Source organism: Pseudomonas sp. PDM09 (assembly GCF_014852305.1).
In the GTDB taxonomy this organism is placed as follows: domain Bacteria; phylum Pseudomonadota; class Gammaproteobacteria; order Pseudomonadales; family Pseudomonadaceae; genus Aquipseudomonas.
The window spans coordinates 293,643-317,214 of the sequence record NZ_JACVBI010000001.1; the positions used below are offsets into that span (position 1 = coordinate 293,643).

General features: G+C 58.4%; 25 protein-coding genes. 15 read left to right on the forward strand and 10 right to left on the reverse strand.

The features are described 5' to 3' along the window. The first annotated feature begins 75 nt into the window (after positions 1–75). The 3 genes from IB250_RS01285 to IB250_RS01295 all read left to right on the forward strand — a co-directional run bounded on the left by IB250_RS01285 (position 76) and on the right by IB250_RS01295 (position 2,158). Positions 76–669: an NUDIX domain-containing protein gene (locus tag IB250_RS01285; RefSeq protein WP_192342644.1), complete on the forward strand. Its 594-nt coding sequence runs from the start codon at positions 76–78 to the stop codon at positions 667–669. Positions 670–794: 125 nt separating this feature from the next. Then, the gene (locus tag IB250_RS01290; protein ID WP_192342645.1) at positions 795–1,334 is read left to right on the forward strand and encodes a kinase inhibitor; all 540 of its coding nucleotides are present in this window, start codon (positions 795–797) and stop codon (positions 1,332–1,334) included. Positions 1,335–1,339: 5 nt separating this feature from the next. Next, the gene (locus IB250_RS01295) at positions 1,340–2,158 is read left to right on the forward strand and encodes a helix-turn-helix transcriptional regulator (protein WP_192342646.1); all 819 of its coding nucleotides are present in this window, start codon (positions 1,340–1,342) and stop codon (positions 2,156–2,158) included. Positions 2,159–2,199: 41 nt separating this feature from the next. On the opposite strand, the gene IB250_RS01300 is transcribed toward IB250_RS01295, so the two are convergent. After that, complete coding sequence (locus IB250_RS01300) at positions 2,200–2,718, reverse strand: methylated-DNA--[protein]-cysteine S-methyltransferase (protein WP_192343188.1); 519 nt, start codon at positions 2,716–2,718, stop codon at positions 2,200–2,202. Between the two features lie 152 nt (positions 2,719–2,870). On the opposite strand from IB250_RS01300, the gene ggt reads away from it, so the two are divergent. From ggt to IB250_RS01315, 3 genes are all read left to right on the forward strand, one after another. Beyond that, a complete protein-coding gene (gene ggt, locus IB250_RS01305) occupies positions 2,871–4,598 on the forward strand; it encodes a gamma-glutamyltransferase (protein WP_008068370.1) in 1,728 nt (575 codons plus the stop codon). Between the two features lie 267 nt (positions 4,599–4,865). Beyond that, positions 4,866–5,399, forward strand: coding sequence for a cysteine hydrolase family protein (locus tag IB250_RS01310; protein ID WP_192342647.1), 534 nt, complete (start codon positions 4,866–4,868; stop codon positions 5,397–5,399). Positions 5,400–5,514: 115 nt separating this feature from the next. After that, positions 5,515–6,537, forward strand: coding sequence for a helix-turn-helix transcriptional regulator (locus IB250_RS01315; protein ID WP_192343189.1), 1,023 nt, complete (start codon positions 5,515–5,517; stop codon positions 6,535–6,537). 65 nt (positions 6,538–6,602) lie between these two features. Here the strand turns inward: IB250_RS01315 and IB250_RS01320 are convergent, their stop codons facing one another. The 3 genes from IB250_RS01320 to IB250_RS01330 form a co-directional block, all read right to left on the reverse strand. Continuing rightward, the gene (locus tag IB250_RS01320) at positions 6,603–7,100 is read right to left on the reverse strand and encodes an RES family NAD+ phosphorylase (protein WP_192342648.1); all 498 of its coding nucleotides are present in this window, start codon (positions 7,098–7,100) and stop codon (positions 6,603–6,605) included. Continuing rightward, positions 7,100–7,660 (reverse strand): antitoxin Xre/MbcA/ParS toxin-binding domain-containing protein, encoded by a 561-nt coding sequence (locus IB250_RS01325; protein ID WP_192342649.1) that lies wholly within the window; start codon positions 7,658–7,660, stop codon positions 7,100–7,102. Before IB250_RS01325 ends, IB250_RS01320 begins: the two co-directional genes overlap by 1 nt. A 198-nt stretch (positions 7,661–7,858) precedes the next feature. Next, positions 7,859–8,215, reverse strand: a complete 357-nt coding sequence (locus tag IB250_RS01330; RefSeq protein ID WP_192342650.1) for a DUF6124 family protein — start codon at positions 8,213–8,215, stop codon at positions 7,859–7,861. 646 nt (positions 8,216–8,861) lie between these two features. Here IB250_RS01330 and IB250_RS01335 point away from each other — a divergent pair. From IB250_RS01335 to IB250_RS01345, 3 genes are all read left to right on the forward strand, one after another. Further along, on the forward strand, positions 8,862–10,604 hold the full coding sequence (locus IB250_RS01335) for an amidohydrolase (RefSeq protein ID WP_192342651.1): 1,743 nt from the start codon (positions 8,862–8,864) through the stop codon (positions 10,602–10,604). A gap of 110 nt (positions 10,605–10,714) precedes the next feature. Next, positions 10,715–11,455 carry a TorF family putative porin gene (locus tag IB250_RS01340; protein WP_192342652.1) on the forward strand — a complete coding sequence of 247 codons (741 nt, stop codon included), beginning with the start codon at positions 10,715–10,717 and terminating at the stop codon, positions 11,453–11,455. Positions 11,456–11,575: 120 nt separating this feature from the next. Further along, positions 11,576–12,229, forward strand: coding sequence for a peroxiredoxin (locus IB250_RS01345; RefSeq protein ID WP_192342653.1), 654 nt, complete (start codon positions 11,576–11,578; stop codon positions 12,227–12,229). A 226-nt stretch (positions 12,230–12,455) separates the two neighbouring features. Here IB250_RS01345 and IB250_RS01350 read toward each other — a convergent pair whose 3' ends face one another. Together IB250_RS01350 and IB250_RS01355 are read right to left on the reverse strand one after the other, a co-directional pair. Beyond that, positions 12,456–12,962, reverse strand: coding sequence for a heme-degrading domain-containing protein (locus tag IB250_RS01350; RefSeq protein ID WP_192342654.1), 507 nt, complete (start codon positions 12,960–12,962; stop codon positions 12,456–12,458). A gap of 10 nt (positions 12,963–12,972) precedes the next feature. Next, the gene (locus IB250_RS01355; protein ID WP_192342655.1) at positions 12,973–13,974 is read right to left on the reverse strand and encodes a LacI family DNA-binding transcriptional regulator; all 1,002 of its coding nucleotides are present in this window, start codon (positions 13,972–13,974) and stop codon (positions 12,973–12,975) included. A gap of 200 nt (positions 13,975–14,174) precedes the next feature. Here IB250_RS01355 and IB250_RS01360 point away from each other — a divergent pair, with 200 nt between their 5' ends. The 3 genes from IB250_RS01360 to IB250_RS01370 are packed head-to-tail and all read left to right on the forward strand — an operon-like array spanning position 14,175 to position 17,723. Further along, on the forward strand, positions 14,175–15,341 hold the full coding sequence (locus IB250_RS01360; protein ID WP_412548327.1) for a Gfo/Idh/MocA family protein: 1,167 nt from the start codon (positions 14,175–14,177) through the stop codon (positions 15,339–15,341). Further along, on the forward strand, positions 15,338–16,441 hold the full coding sequence (locus IB250_RS01365; RefSeq protein ID WP_192342656.1) for a sugar phosphate isomerase/epimerase family protein: 1,104 nt from the start codon (positions 15,338–15,340) through the stop codon (positions 16,439–16,441). The genes IB250_RS01360 and IB250_RS01365 overlap by 4 nt, the downstream gene beginning before the upstream one ends. A gap of 49 nt (positions 16,442–16,490) precedes the next feature. Then, positions 16,491–17,723, forward strand: coding sequence for a nucleoside permease (locus IB250_RS01370; RefSeq protein ID WP_192342657.1), 1,233 nt, complete (start codon positions 16,491–16,493; stop codon positions 17,721–17,723). Positions 17,724–17,958: 235 nt separating this feature from the next. On the opposite strand, the gene IB250_RS01375 is transcribed toward IB250_RS01370, so the two are convergent. Further along, the gene (locus IB250_RS01375) at positions 17,959–18,819 is read right to left on the reverse strand and encodes a CAP domain-containing protein (RefSeq protein WP_192342658.1); all 861 of its coding nucleotides are present in this window, start codon (positions 18,817–18,819) and stop codon (positions 17,959–17,961) included. Between the two features lie 253 nt (positions 18,820–19,072). Here IB250_RS01375 and IB250_RS01380 point away from each other — a divergent pair, with 253 nt between their 5' ends. The 3 genes from IB250_RS01380 to IB250_RS01390 all read left to right on the forward strand — a co-directional run bounded on the left by IB250_RS01380 (position 19,073) and on the right by IB250_RS01390 (position 21,469). Continuing rightward, positions 19,073–19,885 (forward strand): AraC family transcriptional regulator, encoded by an 813-nt coding sequence (locus tag IB250_RS01380; protein ID WP_192342659.1) that lies wholly within the window; start codon positions 19,073–19,075, stop codon positions 19,883–19,885. Positions 19,886–19,975: 90 nt separating this feature from the next. Continuing rightward, on the forward strand, positions 19,976–20,362 hold the full coding sequence (locus tag IB250_RS01385) for a cupin domain-containing protein (protein WP_123493853.1): 387 nt from the start codon (positions 19,976–19,978) through the stop codon (positions 20,360–20,362). Positions 20,363–20,647: 285 nt separating this feature from the next. After that, on the forward strand, positions 20,648–21,469 hold the full coding sequence (locus IB250_RS01390) for a MinD/ParA family protein (protein ID WP_123493855.1): 822 nt from the start codon (positions 20,648–20,650) through the stop codon (positions 21,467–21,469). A 259-nt stretch (positions 21,470–21,728) separates the two neighbouring features. Here the strand turns inward: IB250_RS01390 and IB250_RS01395 are convergent, their stop codons facing one another. The 3 genes from IB250_RS01395 to IB250_RS01405 are packed head-to-tail and all read right to left on the reverse strand — an operon-like array spanning position 21,729 to position 23,394. Further along, positions 21,729–22,214 carry an adenosine-specific kinase gene (locus IB250_RS01395; RefSeq protein ID WP_192342660.1) on the reverse strand — a complete coding sequence of 162 codons (486 nt, stop codon included), beginning with the start codon at positions 22,212–22,214 and terminating at the stop codon, positions 21,729–21,731. Positions 22,215–22,261: 47 nt separating this feature from the next. Beyond that, positions 22,262–22,765: an SLATT domain-containing protein gene (locus IB250_RS01400; RefSeq protein WP_192342661.1), complete on the reverse strand. Its 504-nt coding sequence runs from the start codon at positions 22,763–22,765 to the stop codon at positions 22,262–22,264. Positions 22,766–22,821: 56 nt separating this feature from the next. After that, entirely contained in the window at positions 22,822–23,394 is a 573-nt protein-coding gene (locus IB250_RS01405) for a thioesterase family protein (RefSeq protein ID WP_192342662.1), read from the reverse strand. Positions 23,395–23,572: the final 178 nt, after the last annotated feature.

Below are 23,572 nucleotides of genomic sequence, written 5' to 3' on the forward strand. Positions count from 1 at the left end.
CATTACGGCAGTCGCCGGGCTTTTCTGTTTTCGCCTAACATGGACGCTTTCTGACGAACATAAGGATGGATTGTCATGTCGAACACAGCCGAGCGGGTCAACATCATCGAGTCCCGGGTGTTGTCCCACGACTGGTATCTGCTGAAGAAAATCACTTTCGATTACTTGCGCAACAACGGCGACTGGCAGCGTCAGACTCGCGAAGTCTACGACCGGGGCAACGGTGCGGCGATTTTGCTGTTCAACCGTGAGAAGAAAACTGTTGTGCTGACCCGTCAGTTCAGGTTGCCGGTGTTCGTCAACGGCCACGATGGTTTGTTGATTGAAGTGGCAGCGGGGCTGCTGGAAGGCGTTGCGCCTGAAGAGCGCATTCGTGCTGAGGCCGAGGAGGAAACCGGCTATCGCGTCCACCATGTGCAGAAGGTTTTCGAAGCCTACATGAGCCCCGGTTCGGTGACTGAAAAGCTGCATTTCTTCATCGCTGAGTACGACGCGTCTTCGAAGGTCAGTGATGGCGGCGGGCTGGAGGAAGAAACCGAAGAACTGGAAGTACTGGAGTGGAGGTTCGACGAGGCGCTGGCGGCGTTCTATCGCGGGGAGATCTGCGATGCCAAGACCATCATGCTGCTGCAGTATGCGGCGATGAAAAACATCTTCGGAGCGGTTTGAGCAGGATTGGATTGGCCTCTGAATCGAGAGAGCGTTCAGGCACAATGGTTGAGCATTTCGGCACAGTAACCAGCCTTTGCTCTCTCTAAACTCGTGCCTCACGCCAACACTCAGATGAGGTCACGATGAACATCAGAATAATCCTATCCGCATTGTCCATGGGGGTCGTGCTCACGGGACACGCTGCCGACTTCTCGCTGACGAGCCAGGATATTGCTGAAAACCGCCCGTTGACCAGTCGCGAGGTGTTCCAGGGCTTCGGTTGCGAAGGTGGTAATACTTCGCCCGAGCTTTCCTGGCGCAACGCCCCGGCGGGCACCAAAAGTTACGCGATCACGGTCTACGATCCTGATGCGCCGACCGGCAGCGGCTGGTGGCATTGGACGGTGGTCAACGTGCCCGCTTCAACCAGCAGTTTGCCAAGAGGGGTCGGTTCGAACCTGCCTGCCGGTGCAGTACAAGGGCGAACCGATTATGGCCAGCCGGGATTTGGCGGGGCTTGCCCGCCTGTAGGCGACAAGCCCCATCGCTATCAATTCACCGTATGGGCGTTGAAAGTCGATAAGCTACCGCTCGACAACCAGGCCAGTGGCGCCTTGGTGGGCTATATGCTCAATGCCAACGCCTTGGCCAAAGCGACCATTACTTCAACTTACGGACGTTAAGAACAATGCGCCCTTGTGTCGGCATACAGCACCGGGAAAACATTATCGATGCGTGTGTCATACGGGCGCGACAGCCCCATACATTGCAACGGGTGTCGATATTCGCTACCGCCTTGTGTCGAGTGCGGCAGGGGGAAAAACTGCTGCAATGGGATGACCGGGAAATGCGTGCCGGGCCGCAGCATCTGATTCTGATGCCGGCCGGGCGCGAGCTTGGCATCTCGAACTTCCCCGGCCTTCACGGTCACTACATTGCCGATGTGGTGACCTTTCCCGGTTCGACACTGCGTAACTTCAGCAGCCGATATGGTCAGCAGATCATCAGCCATCGCCGCGCCCTGAAGACAGACCTATGTGTCCCTCTGGATCGGCATACGACACAGGCATGGGATCAGTTATTGGCCTCCATCAATGCAAACGCGCCGGATGCATTGCGCACCCATTATGGGGAAGCGGTTCTCCTGAGCCTGTGCCTCGGCGGCCAGGCCGGGCCGCTGCTGATGGATCGCAACGATCCACTGTGCGAACGGGTGCAGCAACTGGTAATGGGCAGCCCGGAGAGAGACTGGACTGTTGCGCACGTGGCACAACACCTGAACCTGGGGGAGTCGACGTTGCGTCGCCAACTGGCCAATGAGGGGAGCAGTTTCAGGAATATTCTGGAAAACGTTCGGCTGGCGACGGCGCTGCAATGGTTGCAAACCACGTCTCGCCCCATCGGTGAAATTGCCGGTGCCAGCGGTTACGCCTCGGCCTCACGTTTTGCAGTGCGCTTTCGCTCACACTATGGCCTGTCGCCACGGGAATTGCGGGCGACGATTTAGGTAATTGCTGAGAGATATTCCCTGTCTTTTTGTAGGGGCCGTTAGATAAACAAATCATCCATCCTGCCGGCCCCGTGGCACTCGTACCCCTCCAGCGTCAGCAACCGCTCTTTCGCCTCAAGCCCACCGGCAAACCCCGTCAGTTTCCCCGACGCACCGATCACCCGATGACACGGCGCGATAATCGAAATCGGATTCTTGCCATTCGCTGCACCCACCGCGCGAACCGCGCTGGGATTGCCGATCTGCCGGGCAATCTCGCTGTAGCTGCGCGTTTCGCCAAACGGAATGGTCAGCAGCGCGTGCCATACCTTCTGCTGAAATTCCGTCCCGGCAAAATCCAGTTCCAGTTCGAAACGGTTACGCGTGCCAGCGAAGTATTCCTGCAACTGCTGTGCGGTGCGCACCAGGATCGGGTTGTCCGCTGCTTCAGTCATCGGCCCCAGCCTTACCCGGCCCGGTTTGTCGTTTTCCCAGAGGATGGCCGCCAGTCGTGCACCTTTCGCCACCAGTTTCAATTCGCCGACCGGAGACGCCAGGGTGGTGAAGGTGTAGGACATGCCGGCGGACTCCGCAAAAGTGCTGAACAGGGGGCCCAGCATACTGCCTCGTCGGGGAGGCGCAATACGCAATCCCAGCCATACTTGCCTACTGCTCTTGAACCGTTCCCGCTGTTTTTGAACAGAACCTAAAAACAAAAAGAGACCGACTCATGAAGTTCGAACCTTTTACCAAATCGCTCGTGGCAACCGCATTGGCGCTGAGCTGCCTGACCGCCCACGCGGCCTCCGTTGCCCCGGTCGCGGCCGAAAACGGCATGGTCGTCACCGCCCAGCATCTGGCCAGCCACGTCGGCGTCGATGTGCTCAAGAATGGTGGCAACGCCGTCGATGCCGCCGTTGCAGTAGGTTATGCGCTGGCGGTGGTGTACCCCGCGGCGGGCAACCTGGGCGGCGGCGGTTTCATGACGATTCAATTGGCGGACGGGCGCAAGACCTTCCTCGACTTCCGTGAAAAAGCCCCGCTGGCCGCGACCCCCGACATGTACCTCGACAAAGCGGGCAACGTCATCCCGGACCTGAGCACACGCGGCCATCTTGCCGTTGGCGTGCCAGGCACCGTCTCGGGCATGGAACTGGCCCTGAAGAAATACGGTACCAAACCCCGCAAGGAAGTGATCGCCCCGGCGATCAAGCTTGCCGAAGACGGTTTTGTGCTGGAGCAGGGCGATGTCGACTTGCTGGAGTACGCCACGGACGTCTTCAAGAAAGACATGCGCGACTCGGGCTCGATTTTCCTGAGCAATGGCGAGCCGATGCAGGTGGGCCAGAAACTCGTACAAAAAGACTTGAGCAAAACCCTGCGGGAAATTTCCGAGAAGGGCGCCGACGGTTTCTATAAAGGCTGGGTGGCCGACGCCATTGTCACCTCCAGTCAGGCCAACAAGGGCATCATCACCCAGGCCGACCTCGACAAATACCAGACCCGCGAACTGGCGCCGATCGAGTGCGATTACCGTGGCTATCATGTGGTCTCGGCGCCACCGCCAAGCTCCGGTGGCGTGGTGATCTGCGAGATCATGAACATCCTCGACGGCTACCCGATGAAAGACCTGGGCTTCCGCTCGGCTCAGGCGATGCACTACCAGATCGAAGCGATGCGTCACGCGTATGTGGACCGCAACAGCTACCTCGGCGACCCGGACTTCGTGAAAAATCCGATCGCCCATCTGCTGGATAAAAACTACGCGACCAAAATCCGCGAAGTCATCGATCCGCAAAAGGCCGGCGTGTCCCGCGAGATCAAACCCGGCGTAGCGCCCCACGAAGGCAGCAATACCACCCATTACTCGATCGTCGACAAATGGGGCAATGCGGTGTCGGTGACCTACACCCTCAACGACTGGTTCGGCGCCGGCGTCATGGCGAGCAAAACCGGGGTCATCCTTAACGATGAAATGGACGACTTCACCTCGAAAATCGGCGTGCCGAACATGTACGGTCTGGTGCAGGGCGAAGCCAATGCCATCGCCCCCGGTAAGGCGCCGCTGTCGTCCATGAGCCCGACCATCGTCACCAAGGACGGCAAAGTTGTCATGGTCGTCGGCACTCCCGGTGGCAGCCGCATCATCACCGCCACCCTGCTGACTATCCTCAATGTGATCGACTACGGCATGAACATCCAGGAAGCGGTGGATGCGCCGCGTTTCCACCAGCAATGGCTGCCGGAAGAAACCAACCTGGAGAACTTCGCCACCAGCCCGGACACCAAGAAGATGCTCGAAAGCTGGGGGCACAAATTTGCCGGGCCGCAGGACCCGAACCATATCGCAGCTATTCTGGTAGGTGCGCCTTCGCTGGAAGGCAAGCCAGTGGGCAAGAACCGCTTCTATGGCGCGAACGATCCACGGCGTAATACCGGGTTGTCACTCGGTTACTGAAACAGGCGATCACCGGCCATTTCAGCTCCCTGGGTGGCCCTGATCTCCGTAGCAGCTGCCGAGCCCGCGAGGCTGCGTTCGGCTGCGAAGCAGTCGTAAAATCGGCAACCGCGTTTATTCAGGTAAGCCAGCATTTGCTGGTTCGCGACCGCTTCGCGCTCGAACGCAGCCTCGCGAGCTCGACAGCTGCTACAGCACGACAATTGCTACATGAAGAAGGGAGTTGAAATCCGTCTCCGAGCCACCGACTTATCAAGGAAGGAAGCCATGAGCACCGCACTCCTGATCATCGATGTCCAACGCGCGCTGTGCACCGGCGAGTATGAATGCTTCGACATCCAGCGCGTCATCGACACCATCAACGACCTCAGCACCAAAGCCCGGGCCGCCGGCATTCCGGTCATCCTGATCCAGCACGAAGAAGAGGGCGACCTGCTGCAATACGGCAGCGAAGGCTGGCAACTGGCCGATGGTCTGAAGACTTCACCCCAAGACCTGCGGCTGCGCAAAACCACCCCGGATTCGTTCTACCAGACCCACTTGCATGAACAGCTGCAAGAGCAGGACGCCGACCGCCTGATCATCTGCGGCCTGCAAACCGACTACTGCATCAACGCCACCGTTCGTCAGGCGCATCAATTGGGTTATGACGTCGTGCTGGTGGCCGACGCCCATTCCACCATCGACAACGGCGCGATGAGCGCCGAAGACATCATCGCCGAACACAACAAGGATCTGGCGCACCTGACCGGCTCCGTGGCGCGGATCGACGTGATGCCGGCCAGTGAAATCAAAATCTGAAAACAGCGCCGGCCCCATGGCGGGCGAGCTAGCGCGCCAGGGCGCTGGACGCAATCACTGCGCCTATGGCATGGTCAAAAAAATAATACGCCATGTAGCGAGCAGGATCAGAACGATGAAGGAGGGTGATGAGGTCGGCGCCAAGGCGTCGATGGCAACGCTGCAAGCGTTCAACCTTTGCATCTTGCACCTGGGGCGTCTTGCCCGAGATCGCGGTGCCTCCTGCTTCATCACCGACGGCCTGCAGGCGTTCAGCCAACTAGTGCCCTTCGCTTCAGCCTGGTGGGGCGAGATGTCTGCGCCGGGCGTCGATGTTTCGACCAGAAACTGGATGCACGGGCGAATCAATCTGCCCGAGTCGTTTACCGCCGAGTGGCACACCTGTGCGCGCAACGACAAATTCTCCGATGACACCATGAGCCGACCCGGTGAGGTTGTGCGCGACAGCGGCTTCACCGACCCCAATGAAGAAGTGAACGCCTTCGCTCGGCGCCACGACCTCTACTACCTGATGTGCATCACCTTCGAGTTACCCGAAAGCGGCTTGATGTTCTTCGTCTGCCTCTATCGAGGCATTGATGCCTGGGCTTTCAACGACAGCGAGGCCGATCTGTTTTCGGCCTTCTGCGACCATCTGTTGCAGCTGTGGCGATTCCAGGTGCAGGACATGATCCGCTTCGACACGGGCAACGGCGCGTCTGACTTTGGTGTCGCGCGCATGGACGGCAGCTTGCTGTACGTGGGAGCAACGCTGTGTGCAGCCATTGAACGTGAGCTACCCGGCTGGAACGGTTCAATGCTTCCCGCGCAGGTGATCGCGCAACTGCCAAAGGCACCCTGCGTCATGCGTCTGGGCCGCTGCGCCCTGACACTGAGCCCCAACGCCGAGCACGTCATCCTGTCGCTCGAAGCCCAGTCGCGCGGGGCGATGCTGGCGCCACGGGAGCGAACGGCAGCGATGCTGTTCGCCGCCGGCCATTCCTACAAGGAAATTGCCAAAATCCTTGAATTGAGCCCTGCGACAGTGCGCACCTATCTGCGCAACTGCTACCTGCAACTGGGCGTGAAGAGCAAGGTGGAACTGGGTTCAGTCCTGCGTTCCGCGACCTCGCTTGCGGATACGCCGCGCCGCGATTAAATTCGCCTACAACGCGCGCCCTGTAGGAGCGAGGCTTGCCCGCGAAGGCGTCAGCGAAGACACCTTTATGGCAAAGGCTTATTAAGCCGCCCATCAAGGGCAAAAGGCTCTTGTAACACCAACTCGTACAACCCATTAGCCAATTGCGGGTTCATCAACAAATTCCAGCTATGCGGCGAGACACTAGAAGGGACCAACACAAAAGGGTACACATTTAACAGGTCCGCACCGAACTGTTGCTGGCTGCGACTCGGGGTACCCGGTACCAGCCAATTAGAGTTTGCAATGCTGTCGGGCTGCACGACATAAATCCTGGAAGAGTTCAGCACACGGGCCTGCGTAAGACGATGGGGCTTGCAATCCAGCGCATCGAAATCTTTATGCACCGCAACTTCAAGGATGGCCGTAGAGGCATCCAGGGCTGCGTAAACCGTGGCCATACCTTTAGGGTTCCAGCGGCCACCCACCTTTTCAGCCCCAATACCCGAATTCCAGGTGGGGGCATGCTCAGCAGGATCCAGGCGCCAGAAGTGAATCTCACTGCTCAAAGGGTCTTTAGCCATCAATAGACCCCGTACTCAATGCGCGTCAGAAAGTCAGTCACCAATTCATACCCGACCGAATTTGAAATCAAATCGATGGGTACCTCACCATCCAGGCCCCGCGCAGGTTTGACCATCCACTGTTCGGCAAGCTCACGCGACCCCAGCACGTCTGTTGCCTTTTCCAAGACCTCCGCATAGTTGAGCGCTCGCGTGCTTTGCTCCGCGGTCAACGCTTCATTGGGCGTTTTCAACCGCCGCGCAAGCGTGCGATCCGACGCGCCAACGATTTTCGACAGCACGCCGCGTTGCTTATACACCTCGCTGTTTTCGATCATGTCGAGCACCGACTGCAGCGGGAAACCGTTTTTAACGGCCCTGTAAATCTCCATACGATCATCGCTGTTTTTTCCAGAAAGCAAGACCGCAACCATTGGGGGCACACGACTCGAACCCGGCATTGCCACGCCATTACTCAAGACGGTTACGGCAACATTGGATTCGCGTGGTTTAACCTTTCTTTTTGGGCTGGCATCTTTGACAGCCTCGTCGACAACAACATCTTTTTTCTTGGCGCTCATGGCAGTCTCCGCCGCTTTGTCATCTGGCATAAACTATAGTGCCAAATGGCAGGAAGGACCTAATTCAACAACGTTTGCCTGCAACACGCGCCCTTTGTAGGAGCGAGGCTTGCCCGCGAAGGCGTCAGGTCTGGCACACCGCGTTATCGTTCTTCGCGGGCAAGCCTCGCTCCTACAAGGGGAGTGGAGTTCATATTTCTAAGGTGTATTGATTTTATCCAGCACCCGGTTCGCCGTGATCTCCGCCACCATGATGCTGTTTGAAATGCCCAGCAGGGCGTAGCGCGACTCACCCTCCAGATGATCCACCAACTGATGGACCATCACATCGACCGAGGCCAGTGTCTCGACCAAAAAAACCGCGAGGGTTTCGGCTGTGGCCTGTGGGTCCACGGAGAACATAGTGCTGGGTGTGCGCGCAGTGGCTTTGATGTCGGCATTCGACGGGAAGTGGAAGTTCAGAGCCCGCTCGGCGGCCTCGTTGAGCTTCTTTGAATCGGGTTCGTACGGGGAGATCGGATCAGTGTCCGGCGGATTGGGTGTGACTTTGAACATAGATGAAAACTCCTTGTTGCAGATTTTAAGGAGCCATCACCCTCGCTACCAAACGAAGAGTGGCGGCCATACGCGGGTTGGTAGACCGGCTGCAACAGGAAACCCGGCGCTCACAAAGGAGCCCCACGCATGACCACCATATAAAGCCGAGCCCCAAAAAAGAGACGGCATAAGGTGTTGCCATACGGCTGTTACAGGGCGGGCTACCAAACCCGATCACTGTTTTTCAGTGATAGGGAAACGATATAGCCCGACCCACAGCCGCACAAGCCAGCGGATTCTGGTGCAGCCGTAGGCAACGGCGCAAGGTTTTGTAGCTTGCAGGAAGTAACTTTCAGGTCTTTTAAACAAGCCTCTTCGGTCTATGTTGAATGCGCCACTGTCTTCGCAAGTAATCCCGTTCCCACAGGTTCCGCCGCTATCCAGATCGGACGCCGGTCATTTAATTGCCTCACCCCTCCTCATTTGTAGAGGTCCATCCGACGCTTGCGCCCTATAGGGTAGGCCTGCCTGTCAGAGGCTTGCGGCCGTCTGTTCGGGCCACTTCCTGAGCGGGGCCAATGCGCCGTTCGTTGGACTTGATCCGAAGGCATTGTCACAAGCGTCCACATCCCGAATCGCCCGATAAAAACAAGAGAGTGTTCCGATGCGACTATTCATTCCCAACCTGTTGACCGCAGCCCTGGCCCTTTCCTCGGCGCAGGCCATGGCCGCTGCTGATCTTGTGCTGTTCAACGGTAAGGTCTTTACCGCCGAACCCGGTCAAGCACTGGTTCAGGCCGTGGCAGTGCAAGACGGCAAGATTCTAAAAGTGGGCAGCAATGCCGAGATCAACGCCCTGGCCGATGCCCAGACGCAACGAATCGATCTGGCGGGCAAAGTGCTGATGCCTGGAATGATTGATACCCATAGTCACCCGGTCGTTGCGGCCTTCAACAGCCAGGGGGCCAACCTGCTGGATGAAGTAAAGCCGTTGCCAGAACTTGAGCAATGGGTGATCGAGCAGGATGAAGCGGGGCGAGCACGGGCCGGTGACGTGATCAGCATTGCCGGGGTGAGTTCGGCCTATTGGGAGAAAAGCCGCGAGCTCGGTCAGCGCTTCAATCAGGGACGCTGGGCGGACCAACCGGTGGTCCTCAGCGGGATTGACGGACATACCGGCTGGGCCAATAACGCGATGCTCAAGCGCCTGAAGATCGACGCGGCATTGGTAAAAGGTCTGTCGGAACAGGACCGCAGCTTCGTGGGGCACGCAGCGGACTTCACTCCCAATGGCTTGTTCGCCGAGTCGCGCTGGGACAAGGTACGCAGTCAGATCCCCGCGCCCGGCAACGAGGTCATGCTCAAGGCTGCCCGCGAGGCGGTGAAGGTCAATAATCAATATGGCGTTACCGCCTGGATGGACGCGGCAGCGAATGCCGGAAGTGGTGATTCGCTGTTCGATTTCCAGGCCACCGAGCAGAGTTACGGTGTTCTGCCGCTTTACCGCGAACTGGCGCAGAAGGGCGAGCTCAATGCCCACGTTGCGGCGCTGCTGCTGGCCAACCCAAAAAGCCGGCCGGCCGATCTGGAAGTGCTGGCCAAGGTGATGAAGAAATTCGAGGGCGTGCCCAACCTGAGCTTCCCTGGTATCAAGGTCTTCGCTGACGGCGTCCTGGAGTTTCCAGGGCAGACGGCAGCGGTGATTGTTCCGTTCACCAACAGTCAAAAAAACGGTCAGTTGCTGATCGACCCGGCACACTTCGGTGAATTGGTGGTCGCGGCGGAGAAGCGTGACTGGATTGTGCACACGCATGCGGTCGGCGACCGTGCCGTACGTGAGTCACTCAATGGCATTGAATACGCGCGCAAGCTCAACCCGACACCGATGGCCCACAGCATTACTCACCTGCAACTGGTCAATCCAAAGGAGTTTCCGCGATTCAAGCAGCTTGGCGTGATCGCTTCCATGCAGCTGCTGTGGGCCACCGGCGAGTCTTACACGGTGGAGTTGGTCAAACCGTATATCAGCGCGTTCGCTTACGGTTATCAGTATCCCGCCGGGTCCCTGCATAACGCCGGTGCGGTCATCGCCGGTGGCAGTGACTGGCCGGTGTCCAGCCCCAACCCGTGGAATGCCATCGCCCAGGCCAGCACTCGCAAAGGGCCGCTGGGTGTATTGAATGCCAAAGAAAGCATTGATCGCCAGACCATGTTCTACGCCTACACCCTCAATGCCGCCAAAGCCCTGCGGCTGGAGCAACAGATTGGTTCGCTGGCGCCCGGAAAACAAGCCGATCTGATCATCCTCGACCGTGATGTGTTCAAGGTCAGCGACGACGAACTGTTCGACACCAAGGTCCTGAAGACTTTCTTCGCTGGCAAGCAGGTTTACGCGCCCGCGTCCTGACGACTACCCGCCTGCAGTACCGAAAAAATGCTCCCGCTCCTCGCATTGCGAGGGGCTGGGCAACGCCATGCCCGACATCACCCGCTGATCCATAAAAATAAGAGACTTGTATGAACGTACGCTCAGCATTGACCCTTGCCGGCCTTGTATTGGCTCCCCTGACCAGCCAGGCACTGACACTTAACGATGACTTCAGCCTGGACATGACCCTGGGCGTTGTCAGTGACTACCGCACCCGAGGCATTTCGCAAACCCTGGGTGATCCGGCGGTTCAGGCCGGCGCCACGCTGGTGCACAGCAGCGGCTTGTACGTTGGCGCCTGGACCTCGAATGTCGATTTCGGCGGCCCCTACAAAACCCGGCAGGAACTCGAGTACTACGCGGGCTACTACTGGCAGGCGACCGAGGCAATCAGTCTGGATCTGGGGTACCTCAAGTACGACTATCCAAAGGAAGGCCAATTCAACATGAGTGAGGTCTACGCCATCCTTGACGTTTATGGCGTGAAGCTCGGCGCCAACTACTCAAACAATACGCCGAACTTCTTTGGCGAGGACCAGGACACCCTCTACACCTACCTCAGCTACAAAATCGAATTGCCGGCCGAGCTCGGCCTGGACCTGCGCGTGGGGCGCAACGATGTCAAAGACCCGGCTTTCTGGTCCGCCAACGGTGAAAGTCGCGATGCCTACACCGAGTGGGAAGCCAAACTGACCCGTGATTTCGTCGGCGTGACCTGGGGCCTCAGTTACATCGATACCGACCTGTCGAAAAGCGAATGTGCGAGCTGGTACGGCTATGGCGATCTGTGCACGGCCACCGTGGTAGCCAGTGCCAGCAAGACCTTCTGAGCCCGTGTGTTCAAAGCGTCTCCTATACTGATCCGCGTTGACAGGTTCAACACAGATCCTGAATGCCGTTGGAGCAGCAGCCAGCGGCTTCCCTACGACTCAACAGTAAGGAGAACGATCATGGCAATCCGTATTGGCGACGAAGCACCGGACTTTACTGCCGAAAGCACCGAAGGCCCGCTGCATTTCCACGAGTGGATCGGTGACAAGTGGGCGATCCTGTTTTCGCACCCCAAGGACTTCACCCCGGTGTGCACCACTGAGCTTGGCTACATGGCAGGGCTAAAGCCGGAGTTCGATAAGCGCAATACCAAGATCGTCGGGCTCAGCGTCGACCCTGTCAGTAATCACCAGACTTGGGCCAAAGACATCGAAGAGACCCAGGGGCATGCGGTCAACTATCCGATGATCGGGGACGAGAATCTGGTGGTGGCGAAGCTCTACGACATGATTCATCCGAATGCCAGTGGTGGTGCACGGACTGCCGTGGACAACGCTACGGTGCGTTCAGTGTTCATCATCGGCCCGGATAAAAAGGTCAAGGCGATGCTGATTTACCCAATGAGTGCCGGGCGCAACTTCGATGAAGTGCTGCGTCTGCTCGATTCTCTGCAATTGAACGCCAAGCACACCGTCGCCACCCCGGTGAACTGGCGTCCGGGCGAGGACGTGATCATTCCCACTTCGGTCTCCGATGAGGACGCCAGGAAGAAATATCCGGATGGCTTCAAAACGCTGAAACCTTATTTGCGCACGGTGGCGCAACCGAAATAATCGATCTGTTGGGAGAGCACACTATGGCTGATCAGGTGAGCCTTGCCTGGTGAGCCTCTTTCAGCCGCAACGCACTCTTTGTAGCAGCTGCCGAAGGCTGCGTTCGGCTGCGCAGCAGTCGTGAATCTGGCTGATGTGGTCTGCCTGACACACCGCGGTCTCTGATTTTACGACTGCTACGCAGCCGAACGCAGGCTTCGCCAGCTGCTACAGATCGCATTGCGGCTTAACTGACTGGCTCATCCTCAAGCGCGAGTTCGCTCGGGTCGGCCCCACACATCTGCGCCAAAACCTGAACCACCAGGGCATGATCCTCACGCTGGGGCAGCCCTGAAACGGTGACGGCGCCAATGCACCCGACGCCTTTGACCGATATCGGGAAGCTGCCGCCATGATCGGCGTAATCACGCAGGGGTAACCCCATCAAACCTTCGAGTGAGTCGCCCTGAAGCGCAAAGGACCGGCCTACGCGGTATGAGCTGAGTTCCATCAGTTCCACGACATTTCGCTTGCGTCGTGCCCAGTCGGCATTGCTGGCAGAGGTTCCGGGCATCGAGTAGAAAAACACCGTGTCCCGCGCCAGCCTGACCTCAATCGTGGCGGACACGCCTTGCTCCTCGCAGGCGGTTTTCAAACGGGTGCCCAAGTCCCAGGCCGTCGCTTTGTCGAAGCGCTCAAACTTCAGGGTTTCTTCCTGGAGTGCGATGCGTTGCAGGTCGGTTTTGATGTCCATGATTTCTCCCTCATCCCTTTCGGGCGGTCGTACTGTTACGCACGGTTAATGTGAACGGCAGCACCACATGGCGGTCCGGGATGGGCTTTTTTTCGATGAGGGCGATCAGCATTTCAACGGCTTTTTGGCCAAAGATTTCGGCGGGTTGCGCGATGGTCGTCAACGCGGGATCACAGTAGGCCGCGAACGGAATGTCATCGAAACCGACCAGAGAAATATCTTCGGGTACCCGCAAACCCTGTTGTTTGATGCGCTTCAACGCACCGATCGCCATTTCATCGTTTTCGCAAAAGAACGCGGTTGGACGGTCGGGCAGTTCCAGCAGCATTCCCGCGCCATCAAAACCGGCCTTCAACGTGAAGTCCCCGTGGCAGATCAATTGCGCGTCCGAGGCGATACCGGCCTGGTGCAATGCATCTTGATAACCGGCCACTCGGTCGCGTGTGAGCGGGCTGCTTTTCGGGCCTTTGATCAGGCCGATCCGGCGATGGCCCCGATCGATCAGATGCTCCGTCATGGCCTTGGCCGCTGCCCGGTTGTCGAGGCTGATGGTCGGATGCCGCCCGCCTTGAATCACCTCGCAGGCATTGACCAAGGGCGGTGATTCGCCGTTGGGGAAGGGCGATTCAAAAGGGTCGTAGGCGCGCAACTGAATCACGCCATCGGCCTGGTGGGCGTACGCCAGCGCGGCAAATTCTCGCTCGATTTCCTCGCGGCCCTGGGTGTCGCACAACAGCAGTCGATAACCGGCCGCCTGCGCCGCCTGTTGGGCACCGCTGATCACCCGTGCGAAAAACGTGTTGGCGATGGCCGGGACCAGAATCACCAGATTGCCGGTTTTGCGCGAACGAAACTGCACGGCCATGAGGTTCGGCCGGTAGCCGGCCTGTTCCACGGCTGCATTGACCTTGTCCCGGGTTTCCGGGAGTACGCGCTCGGGCGACTTCAGCGTTCTGGACACGGTGGCCACCGAGACGCCGGCCAGCCGGGCTACTTCACGGATATTGGACAAGACAACCTCGTTATCGAACCGGCAGATGTAAGCGTGACCGGCGAGCTTACCGCAGTCCGGCCGTGCGCTGAAATGAGCTTCATTTTTAATCCCGGGTTTGACACCTGAAGTAACTGAGCCTAAATTTCCGGCATGATGTAACCGGTTACATCATAGTTAAACCTGAAGCGTTAATCCGCCCGAACAAGAGAAAATTCGCGATGAATGTTGCAACGGCAAAAATAAGAATGGGGTTTGTCGGGGGCGGCGAGGGTGCCTTCATCGGCAAAGCCCACCGCCAGGCCGCCGGCCTCGATGGTCGTTTTGAACTGGTGTGCGGTGCATTCAGCCGAGACGCCCGCAACAATCAGGACACCGGCGCCGCGTTGGGATTGTCCGCCTCACGCTGCTACAGCGACTGGCAGAAGATGCTCGATATCGAGCGCGCACTGCCTGCCGACCAGCGCATGGAGCTGTTGGTCATCGTCACGCCCAATCACTTGCACGCGCCGATCGCCAGTCAGGCATTGAGCGTAGGTTTTCATGTGTTCAGCGAAAAGCCCGCGGCACTGAATCTGTCCGAGTTGCTGGCGCTCAAGGCGGTGGTGCAGAGCAGCGACCGCCTCTATGGACTGGCCCACACGTATCTGGGTTATCCGATGGTCTGGCAGGCGCGCAAGATGGTGCGTAGCGGCGTGATCGGCGCTGTGCGCAAGGTCATCGTCGAGTACCCGCAGGGCTGGCTGAGTCGGGATGTGGCCGGGCAGGGCAACAAGCAGGCGAGTTGGCGCGATCAGCCCGAGCAGTCCGGGTTGGGCGGCTGCATTGGCGACATCGGCACCCATGCCTTTTCACTGGCCGAATTCGTCGCGGACCAACCCATTGAACAGGTGTGCGCAACCTTGGGTGCGCACGTTGCCGGGCGGCAACTGGACGATGACGCGGCGATGCTGTTCAAGATGGCCGCCGGGGCCAGCGGGGTGTTGATCGCCAGCCAGGTCTGCGCCGGCGAAGAGAACCCGTTGAAAATCCGCGTCTATGGCGACAAGGGCGGGCTGGAGTGGCGACAGGAAGAGCCCGCGAGCCTGATCCATCGTTCCCTCGATCAACCGTTGAGCATCCTTCGTTCCGGTGTCGGTCAGCCCTGGTTATGCGACGCCGCCAGCCAGCGCATGCGTTTGCCTGCCGGGCATCCTGAAGGTTATCTCGAGGCCATGGCCAATCTCTATGGTGATTTCGCCACCGCGATCCGCAGCAACATCGAAGGCAACGATGCCCCCGGCGTGCCAGGCATCGACGTCGGGTTGCGTGGCATGGCGTTCATCGAGGCGGTGGTCGCCAATCATCGCGGCGACGCGAAGTGGACCCAACTGGTCTGCAACCCATGAATCCGGAGAACCCTCCCGTGAACCACACTTCCCCAACACCGGCAGGCCTGCGCGGCCCGGGTATTTTCCTCGCGCAGTTCATGTCCGCCGAAGCGCCCTTCGACACGCTCGCCAACATTGCCCGCTGGGCCGCAGCGCAGGGTTACAAAGCCATTCAATTGCCGACCCTGGGCACGCAATACATCGACCTGGCGCGCGCCGCCGAAAGCCAGGATTACTGTGATGAGTTAAAAGCCGTCTGCGCCCAGGCAGGTGTCGAAATCAGCGAGTTGTCGACGCATCTGCAGGGCCAACTGGTGGCGGTGCATCCGGCGTTCGATACGTTGTTCGATGACTTCGCCCCCGCGCATGTGCGCGGCCAGCCTCAGGCACGCACCGAGTGGGCCATCGATCAGTTGAAGCTCGCCGCGCGCGCCAGCCAGCGCTTGGGGTTGAAGGCGCACGCGACGTTTTCCGGTGCGTTGCTCTGGCCTTACGTCTACCCATGGCCGCAACGCCCGAGCGGTCTGGTCGAACAGGGGTTTGCCGAACTGGCCAGGCGCTGGTTGCCGATCCTCGATTGTTTCGAAGAGGCCGGTGTCGACCTCTGCTACGAGATCCATCCCGGCGAAGACCTGCACGACGGCGCCTCGTTCGAGCGTTTCCTTGAGGCCGTCGATCACCATCCGCGCGCCGCGATCCTCTACGACCCGAGCCACCTGCTGCTTCAGCAAATGGACTATCTGGGCTTCATCGATCGCTACCACGAGCGCATCCGCATGTTCCACGTCAAGGACGCCGAGTTCCGGCCCGATGCCCGTTCGGGTGTCTACGGCGGTTATCAAGGTTGGGTCGAGCGGCCTGGCCGCTTCCGTTCCTTGGGCGATGGGCAGATCGATTTCAAATCGATTTTCAGCAAGTTAACGCAGTACGACTTTGCCGGCTGGGCGGTTCTGGAATGGGAGTGTTGCCTGAAGGATTCGCAGCAGGGCGCCGCAGAAGGCGCGGCGTTCATCCGGCAGCACATGATCAGCAAAACCCGAAAGGCGTTTGACGATTTCGCCAGCGTGGCGTCCGACGAGCGTTTCAATCGACGGCTATTGGGTTTGCCCGACGCCTGAAAACCTGTTTGCCCCTTTCTCCAAAAAAAACAATAAGACGGTGATTGATATGACCATGATGAGTGCGCGATTAAGCGTAATGATGTTCCTGCAGTTCTTTATCTGGGGCGGATGGTTCGTGACCCTCGGCACCTTCCTCTCCAGTAACCTGGGGGCCAGTGGCGGGCAGATCGGCATGGCGTTCTCGACGCAGTCCTGGGGGGCGATCATCGCGCCGTTTGTGATCGGTTTGATTGCCGACCGCTACTTCAATGCCGAGCGCATTCTTGCGGTGTTGCATCTGATCGGCGCGGTGCTGCTGTTGCAACTCTATCGAGCGCCTGACTTCAGTGGGTTTTACCCGTTCGTGCTGGCCTACATGATGATCTACATGCCGACGCTGGCGTTGGTGAATTCGGTGGCGTTCCGGCAGATGCGCGACCCGGCCCTGGAGTTCTCGCGGATCAGAGTGTGGGGCACCATCGGCTGGATTGTGGCGGGCGTGGTGATCAGCTTTGTGTTTGCCTGGGATTCGCAACAAGCGATCTCATCCGGTGGCTTGCGCAACACGTTTCTGATGTCGGCCATTGCCTCATTCGTGCTCGGAATCTACAGCTTCAGCCTGCCGCGTACCGCGCCGCTCAAACCTGAGCCGGGCAGTGTCGGCTTAAAGCAAATGCTGGGGCTGGACGCCTTGGGTTTGTTGAAGGACCGCAGTTACCTGGTGTTCTTCATCGCCTCTATTCTGATCTGTATTCCATTGGCGTTTTATTACCAGAATGCCAACCCGTTTCTGGCGGAAATCGGCGTGACCAATCCAACCGCCAAGATGGCGATCGGGCAAGTCTCGGAAGTGCTGTTCATGTTGCTCCTGCCGCTGTTCATCCAGCGTTTCGGCATCAAGATCGCGCTGTTGGTGGGAATGCTGGCGTGGGCGTTGCGCTACCTGTTGTTCGCCTACGGCAACAACGGGGACCTCGCTTTCATGTTGTTCACCGGCATCGCCTTGCACGGCATCTGCTACGACTTCTTCTTTGTTTCGGGGCAGATCTACACCGATGCCAAAGCGTCGGAGCGTTTCAGAAGCTCCGCGCAAGGGCTGATCACGCTCGCGACGTACGGCGTGGGCATGCTGATTGGCTTTTGGGTGGCCGGGGCGGTCACCGATCACTATGCGTCGGCTGACAGCCATGACTGGAAAAACATCTGGCTGTTCCCGGCAGGGTTCGCGCTGGCGATATTTTTCTGTTTTTCGCTGGCCTTCAAAGGGCGGCAAAGCGTGGCAGCGCCGTCGAGTATTTGAATAATGCCCCGAGTCTGAAGAACACCGTCGGAACCTGTGGGAGCGGGCTTGCTCGCGAAAGCGATGTGTCAGACGACATCAATGCCGACTGTGCCGCCGCCTTCGCGAGCGCTTTTTGTAGGAGCCAGGCTTGCCGGCGAAGGCGATCTGAAGGACGCCTTCGCCGGCAAGCCTGGCTCCTACGAGTTTTGCGATCAACCGACTGGTATTTCAGGGGTTATGGAACGCGCCTGATTCAAGGCGCACCAAACAACATCGTCCAATAAACACCTTTATCGCTGCGCGAATCGGCGGCATAGGCTGCGCCGACCTGGGTAAACATCGGGTTCATCAGGTTGGCGCAGTGCCCGGGGCTGGCCAGCCAGCTGGCCATCGCTTTGTTCGGTGAGCTTTGCCCGGCGGCGATGTTTTCGCCGATCTGCCGGCCTCGATAGCCGGCGGCTTTGGCCCGATCCAATGGCATATCACCGTCAGGATCCCGGTGGGCGAAGTAATTGCCGTAGGCCATTGCCTTGCTGTGGCCTTGCGCGGCGGCCCCGAGGGCGGCATTCCAGGCCAACGGTCGTGCGGCGGCAAAGCGTTGACGCCCGCACATGCGCGGCTTGGCCCGTGCCGCGTTGACCTGTGCCAGCAACGCCTTGCCCGCCGCTCGCGAATCACCGGCACGTCCGTCTAACACCGGTTGCGCCAGCACTATCTGCCATTCGCTGCGGGCGCGAGTGACGCCGATATCGGCGAATTGAGTATCGAGCAGCGCCCCGCAATAGTCGCTCTCAAGCATGTCAAACGCCTCATCGGCATCTTGCGCGCCGACCACGCGAAGGGTGCGCACCGTCACCGCTTGATAGCCGTTGGCCTTCAAGGCACTGCGCAAACCGCCGCCATAACCGACCGGCAAGGCCAGGTTCGATTTCAGCGACAACGGCCTCAACGGCTTGACCGTACGCCCTGCGCAGCGATCGGGATCGGCGCGGTAGTCGTTGATGACCTCCACCAGTTGCCGCTCCCCACTGGCATGGGCGGGGCTGGCGAGTAGCGGGAGCAAAGGCATCAGGCACAGCGAGATAAAGCGACAGCGGCGGACGGTTGGGCGCATGAACGGACAGCTCTGATGAGATGACGACGATAAGGGGACAGGAACGAGCAATGACCGTAGGAGCGCTTCGTTGGGTGAGCTTCTTTTACGGCACGGCTAAGACTGCGGGTCTGAAGACTGGTTCACGAGGGGAAGAGACAAATTTAGCACCGCCGCCGTGGGGGCTGATTCAGGCTTGCACGGGTCAGCCCGTCGGAGGACATCGGACACGCGGACTGGTACCGTACTGACATCATTCAGGTGGTACAGGGACATGACGAAAGCCAGGGGTGACAAGGATTGGGTAAAGCGCTCGGCTCAGCCGTTGAAGATGGAGCGTATCGAAGCCTTTTTTGGCGGCCATGGGTTTACGCCGCATCGCCACGATACGTATGCCATCGGACGAACGCTGTCGGGTGTACAAAGCTTCCAGTACCGCAACACCAAACGTCACAGCCTGCCCGGGAAAACCATCGTTTTGCATCCGGACGAGGTGCATGACGGTGAAGCCGGCACCGAAGCGGGTTTTCATTATCGGATGATCTACATCGAACCTGCTTTGATTCAGCAAGTATTAGGCGGCAAGCCCTTGCCCTTCATCGAGGGTGGTATATCCAACGACCCACGGCTTTATGCTGCGACCCAGGTGCTACTGCAAAACCTCGATGCTTGCATCGAGCCCCTGGAAGAAGACGATGCCATTTACGATCTCGCGCAGGCGTTGGATGTGAACTCGGGGCAACGCGGGCGGCGCAAGTCGTTTGATTTCGCAGCGGCCGAACGCGCGCGTGCGCTGATTCATGAGTCGCTGGATCGAGTCATTACCCTGGAGGAGTTAGCGCAGGCCAGTGGTCGAGACCGCTGGAGCCTGAGCCGTGATTTTCGTGCGCTGTACGGTACTAGCCCCTATCGATACATGACTCAACGACGTCTCGATCTGGCAAGAGCACTGATGTTCGGCGGCTACTCGATGGCAGAGGCGGCCGTCTGCGCAGGCTTTTTCGATCAAAGCCACATGACGCGTCAGTTCGTCCAGACGTATGGTGTCTCACCCGGTCGATGGATGAAAAGGCTGGGCCTTGTTTAAGGGCGCTCGACTTGCACAATCATGCAATACGCAGTGCTGATCCTCTCCTAAAGTCAGACCTCGATAACGTGTCTAGTGAGGGCGACTCAAATGCATTCCCAACCCGGCGTGACAACCTGCACCGCGATTAACTTTGCCGAGAAATTTGCTTTGTTCAGCGAGCAATGGGCGCCCAAAGTTATTGCCGAAATGAACGACTACCAGTTCAAGGTGGTGAAAATCGAAGGCGATTTTGTCTGGCATTCCCATGCCGACACCGATGAAACCTTCATCGTCCTTGAAGGCGAGCTTCGCATTGATCTTCGAGAGGGGGCCGTCGTGGTTCGGCAGGGAGAAATGTACGTTGTCCCCAAGGGCGTCGAACACAAGCCTTACGCCGGGCGAGAGGTGAAGATGTTACTGATCGAGCCGCGTGGCGTGCTGAATACCGGCGATCAGGAGGGAGAAAGAACCGCAATCAATGACGTCTGGATTTAGACGTCTTGGTAGTTTCGTCATCTATGGGGTGAGCAGGGCGCCTGAGAGTATGGCACCAGTTCAGCCGCCTCTATCGGTACATCTGCCAGCAAGCATTCAGGAGCGCAGTGTCATTCTCTGAATCAACGAATTAGCGGCGTTTTCGTTGAAAAGGTTCGATGGCAGGTGGCGAAGTGCCTCTCGTCGGAAGACAACGCGGCTATTTCGCGCTTTTCAGCTATTCTTGCGGCATCTGGACGGTGGCCATGACGTACTGGCACACGATGCGCAAGGAAGGAAGACAAAATGGATGATGTGCATTGCGTGCAAGTTATCGCTGTAACTGGCGGTAAAGGTGGCGTGGGCAAGACAACGGTGGCGGTTAACCTCTCGTTGGCGCTGGCCAAAATGGGGCGGCGTGTCGTATTGCTGGACGCCGATCTGGGCCTGGCGAATATCGATATTCTGTTGGGGCTGACGCCGCGCTACACGCTGGCCGATGTCATCGAAGGGCGTTGCGAACTGTCCGAGGCACTGTTGCCTGGGCCTGGAGGCATTCGTGTTGCCCCGGCCTCTTCGGGCTTGCAGAGCATGATTCATCTGGAGCCTGCGCAATACCGTGCACTGATCCAGTCCTTTAGCGATATTGGCGACAAGCTGGATGTGCTGGTGATCGATACCGCCGCCGGTATTGGTGGCTCAGTGGTCAACTTCATCCGCGCGGCGCAGGAAGTGATGGTGGTCGTGTGCGATGAACCCACCTCGATCAGCGGCGCCTACGGGCTGATCAAGCTGCTCAACCTGAACTACGGTCTGCACCGTTTTCGGGTGTTGGTCAACATGACGGGCAGTCCGTCGGAAGGCCGCAATCTGTTTGCCAAGCTGGAAAAGATTACCGACATGTTCCTCGATGTCTCGCTGCAATACGTCGGCGCGATACCCAACGATGAATGTGCGCACAAAGCCGTGCAGAAGGGGCGTGCGGTGTTTGAAGCCTTTCCCCGTTCCAAATGCGCTCAAGCCTTCCAGGCCTTGGCTCACAATGTCGATAGCTGGCCGTTGCCCACTCATCCGAGAGGGCATGTGGAGTTTTTTGTTGAGCAACTGGTGCAGAATTCTGGCAGGTGAGGTGCAAGGCTGCACAAGGCGTAATGAATTTCAGCCGCGGCGCAGTCCTTGTAGCAGCTGCCGAAGGCTGCGTTCGCTGTAGCAGCTGTCGAGCTCCAGCGAGGCTGCGTTCGGCTGCGAAGCAGTCGTAAAACCCGAGATTGCGGTACGTCAGGCAGAACGCGTCAGCCGTATTAACGACTGCTTCGCAGCCGAACGCAGCCTCGCTGGAGCTCGACAGCTGCTACGGATCGCATTACGGCTTAACTGAGGACTCAAATCACAACTTGTAGCCGATCTGCCGCAACAAGTTCTTGCGCCACAGAATGTCTTCATCACCTTCAATGTCTTTGGCACAGAAGCCATCCACCACGCCCAGAATCCCGCGTCCCTGTTCCGTCTCAGCGAGAATCACTTCGGTGGGATTGGCCGTTGCACAAAAAATACGGCACACCTCTGGCACCATTTTGACGGTGTTCAACACGTTTAGCGGATAGAAACCGTCGCCCAGGAAAATGATGAAACTATGGCCCGCGCCGATGGCTTGCGCATTTTTCTGCGCCAGTTCGATCATGGCGGTATCGGTGCCGGACCATCGCACCAGGCATTTGCCGGAGGCTTCACAAAAGGCCACGCCAAACTGGATACCTGGCACGGCATTGACCAACGCTTCGTGGATGTCTTCGACGGACTTGATGAAGTGCGTCTGCCCCAAAATGAAGTTGGTCTCTTGCGGCTTGTCGATTTTCAACGTGATGAGTTGCATTTCAAACGCCTCCTTTCACGATGCTGCGGGCCAAGTCTGGCCGTTGATCAAGCCGGGACGGTGTCTTGCCCCGCTGGCGGTGGCTCTGTGTAGACGCGAACATCCCCCAGTCTCCTTATCGTCGACTTGGGCAAGGTCGGCGCATCAAGCAGAATCGAATCAATGCGCTTGCGGATGTCAAAAACGATTGGGCCCAGGATCGCTTCGTCCTTGCCGCTGGCGATTTCGTCCTGAATCTCACGCGATATCGCCCCGAGTTTCTCGGCGGTGTCTTTGTGCCCGGCAGCCCGGGTGTCAAAGTTCAGGAAGGTCTGAACCGAACTCAACACCAGGGTCAGGAGTGACAGGACACCGGCTACGTATTGGAGCCATACGGGCGAGGAGTCACTGATCGAGCCAAAGACGCTGGCGCTGACGATCGCCGACAGCACCACGCAGGGGATGCCCAGTTTCCAGCTGAATTTCTCGAAATCCCGGGCACTGATTTCGTGTTCAATCTGCAACCGAACGATCATGCGATTCCATTTGGTCAGTAGCTCGAGCCGGCTCATGGTTGCAGTCCTTCGCAGGGGATTGAGGTGAATATTAGTTATTATTTGGCCACCTGCTAGGGTTCAGGGACAGGACGCAGTTGAGCCGTCAGACCTTCTTCCTCTCGGAGCTGGCGGCTCATATCGTCGCAGCTTTGCGACCAGGTTGTCAGCCACGGCGACATCTCGGGTGACCGTTCAGCCAATCCCAGTTCCCGGACAAACTCGGCAGGTGGGACCGTGCCTTTGGCCGCGCGGAACAGCCCTCGCATGATGACGACGCCGATCACCCGTCCTTTGCTCACGAAGCGGTGTTCCATAAAGCTCCACTTATCGTCCCAGCCGAGCATTCGGGTATGAATCTCAAACGATTCGAACAGCTTCAGCTCCCGCCGAAACTTGCCCCAGGTATCCCCGACGATCGGCACCGCCCTATGGCGCAGGGCCACTCGATAGGCGCCGCTGCGCAGGACGAAGTCCATGCGCCCTATATCGGCCAAGGTGAAATAGCGGCCATTGGTGACGTGTCGGTTGAGGTCAAGATCAAGCGGCCAGACGCGCATGCGGATGACAGTAGTGGCCAGCCCATCAACCGGCTTGCGCCATGGGCGACGAAACAGCATCAGGAACAGTCGAAACCAGAGATTCATAAGGATGCCGAGGGTTGAGTAGATCGATGCACTTTAGGGCGAGGATTGTGAGCGAGATAGGTGCACAAATGACTTTTTTCATGCGAAAAGCGCAATTGGATCATTCATGCGCTGGGGCAGTCATTTCAGCGATTGCCCGCCAACCCGGTATTCCGCTCAGGAATGCCCCCATAAAAAT

Bases quoted from the DNA above. Each gene is read 5' to 3' on its own strand.
- IB250_RS01290 (WP_192342645.1), top strand. From the start codon at position 795: ATGAACATCAGAATAATCCTATCCGCATTGTCCATGGGGGTCGTGCTC.
- IB250_RS01360 (WP_412548327.1), top strand. From the start codon at position 14,175: ATGAATGTTGCAACGGCAAAAATAAGAATGGGGTTTGTCGGGGGCGGC.
- IB250_RS01345 (WP_192342653.1), top strand. From the start codon at position 11,576: ATGGCAATCCGTATTGGCGACGAAGCACCGGACTTTACTGCCGAAAGC.
- IB250_RS01335 (WP_192342651.1), top strand. From the start codon at position 8,862: ATGCGACTATTCATTCCCAACCTGTTGACCGCAGCCCTGGCCCTTTCC.
- ggt (WP_008068370.1), top strand. From the start codon at position 2,871: ATGAAGTTCGAACCTTTTACCAAATCGCTCGTGGCAACCGCATTGGCG.
- IB250_RS01405 (WP_192342662.1), bottom strand. From the start codon at position 23,394: ATGAATCTCTGGTTTCGACTGTTCCTGATGCTGTTTCGTCGCCCATGG.
- IB250_RS01400 (WP_192342661.1), bottom strand. From the start codon at position 22,765: ATGAGCCGGCTCGAGCTACTGACCAAATGGAATCGCATGATCGTTCGG.
- IB250_RS01375 (WP_192342658.1), bottom strand. From the start codon at position 18,819: ATGCGCCCAACCGTCCGCCGCTGTCGCTTTATCTCGCTGTGCCTGATG.
- IB250_RS01385 (WP_123493853.1), top strand. From the start codon at position 19,976: ATGCATTCCCAACCCGGCGTGACAACCTGCACCGCGATTAACTTTGCC.
- IB250_RS01285 (WP_192342644.1), top strand. From the start codon at position 76: ATGTCGAACACAGCCGAGCGGGTCAACATCATCGAGTCCCGGGTGTTG.
- IB250_RS01350 (WP_192342654.1), bottom strand. From the start codon at position 12,962: ATGGACATCAAAACCGACCTGCAACGCATCGCACTCCAGGAAGAAACC.
- IB250_RS01300 (WP_192343188.1), bottom strand. From the start codon at position 2,718: ATGTCCTACACCTTCACCACCCTGGCGTCTCCGGTCGGCGAATTGAAA.
- IB250_RS01380 (WP_192342659.1), top strand. From the start codon at position 19,073: ATGACGAAAGCCAGGGGTGACAAGGATTGGGTAAAGCGCTCGGCTCAG.
- IB250_RS01325 (WP_192342649.1), bottom strand. From the start codon at position 7,660: ATGAGCGCCAAGAAAAAAGATGTTGTTGTCGACGAGGCTGTCAAAGAT.
- IB250_RS01370 (WP_192342657.1), top strand. From the start codon at position 16,491: ATGACCATGATGAGTGCGCGATTAAGCGTAATGATGTTCCTGCAGTTC.
- IB250_RS01295 (WP_192342646.1), top strand. From the start codon at position 1,340: ATGCGCCCTTGTGTCGGCATACAGCACCGGGAAAACATTATCGATGCG.
- IB250_RS01340 (WP_192342652.1), top strand. From the start codon at position 10,715: ATGAACGTACGCTCAGCATTGACCCTTGCCGGCCTTGTATTGGCTCCC.
- IB250_RS01330 (WP_192342650.1), bottom strand. From the start codon at position 8,215: ATGTTCAAAGTCACACCCAATCCGCCGGACACTGATCCGATCTCCCCG.
- IB250_RS01365 (WP_192342656.1), top strand. From the start codon at position 15,338: ATGAATCCGGAGAACCCTCCCGTGAACCACACTTCCCCAACACCGGCA.
- IB250_RS01395 (WP_192342660.1), bottom strand. From the start codon at position 22,214: ATGCAACTCATCACGTTGAAAATCGACAAGCCGCAAGAGACCAACTTC.
- IB250_RS01315 (WP_192343189.1), top strand. From the start codon at position 5,515: ATGAAGGAGGGTGATGAGGTCGGCGCCAAGGCGTCGATGGCAACGCTG.
- IB250_RS01310 (WP_192342647.1), top strand. From the start codon at position 4,866: ATGAGCACCGCACTCCTGATCATCGATGTCCAACGCGCGCTGTGCACC.
- IB250_RS01320 (WP_192342648.1), bottom strand. From the start codon at position 7,100: ATGGCTAAAGACCCTTTGAGCAGTGAGATTCACTTCTGGCGCCTGGAT.
- IB250_RS01390 (WP_123493855.1), top strand. From the start codon at position 20,648: ATGGATGATGTGCATTGCGTGCAAGTTATCGCTGTAACTGGCGGTAAA.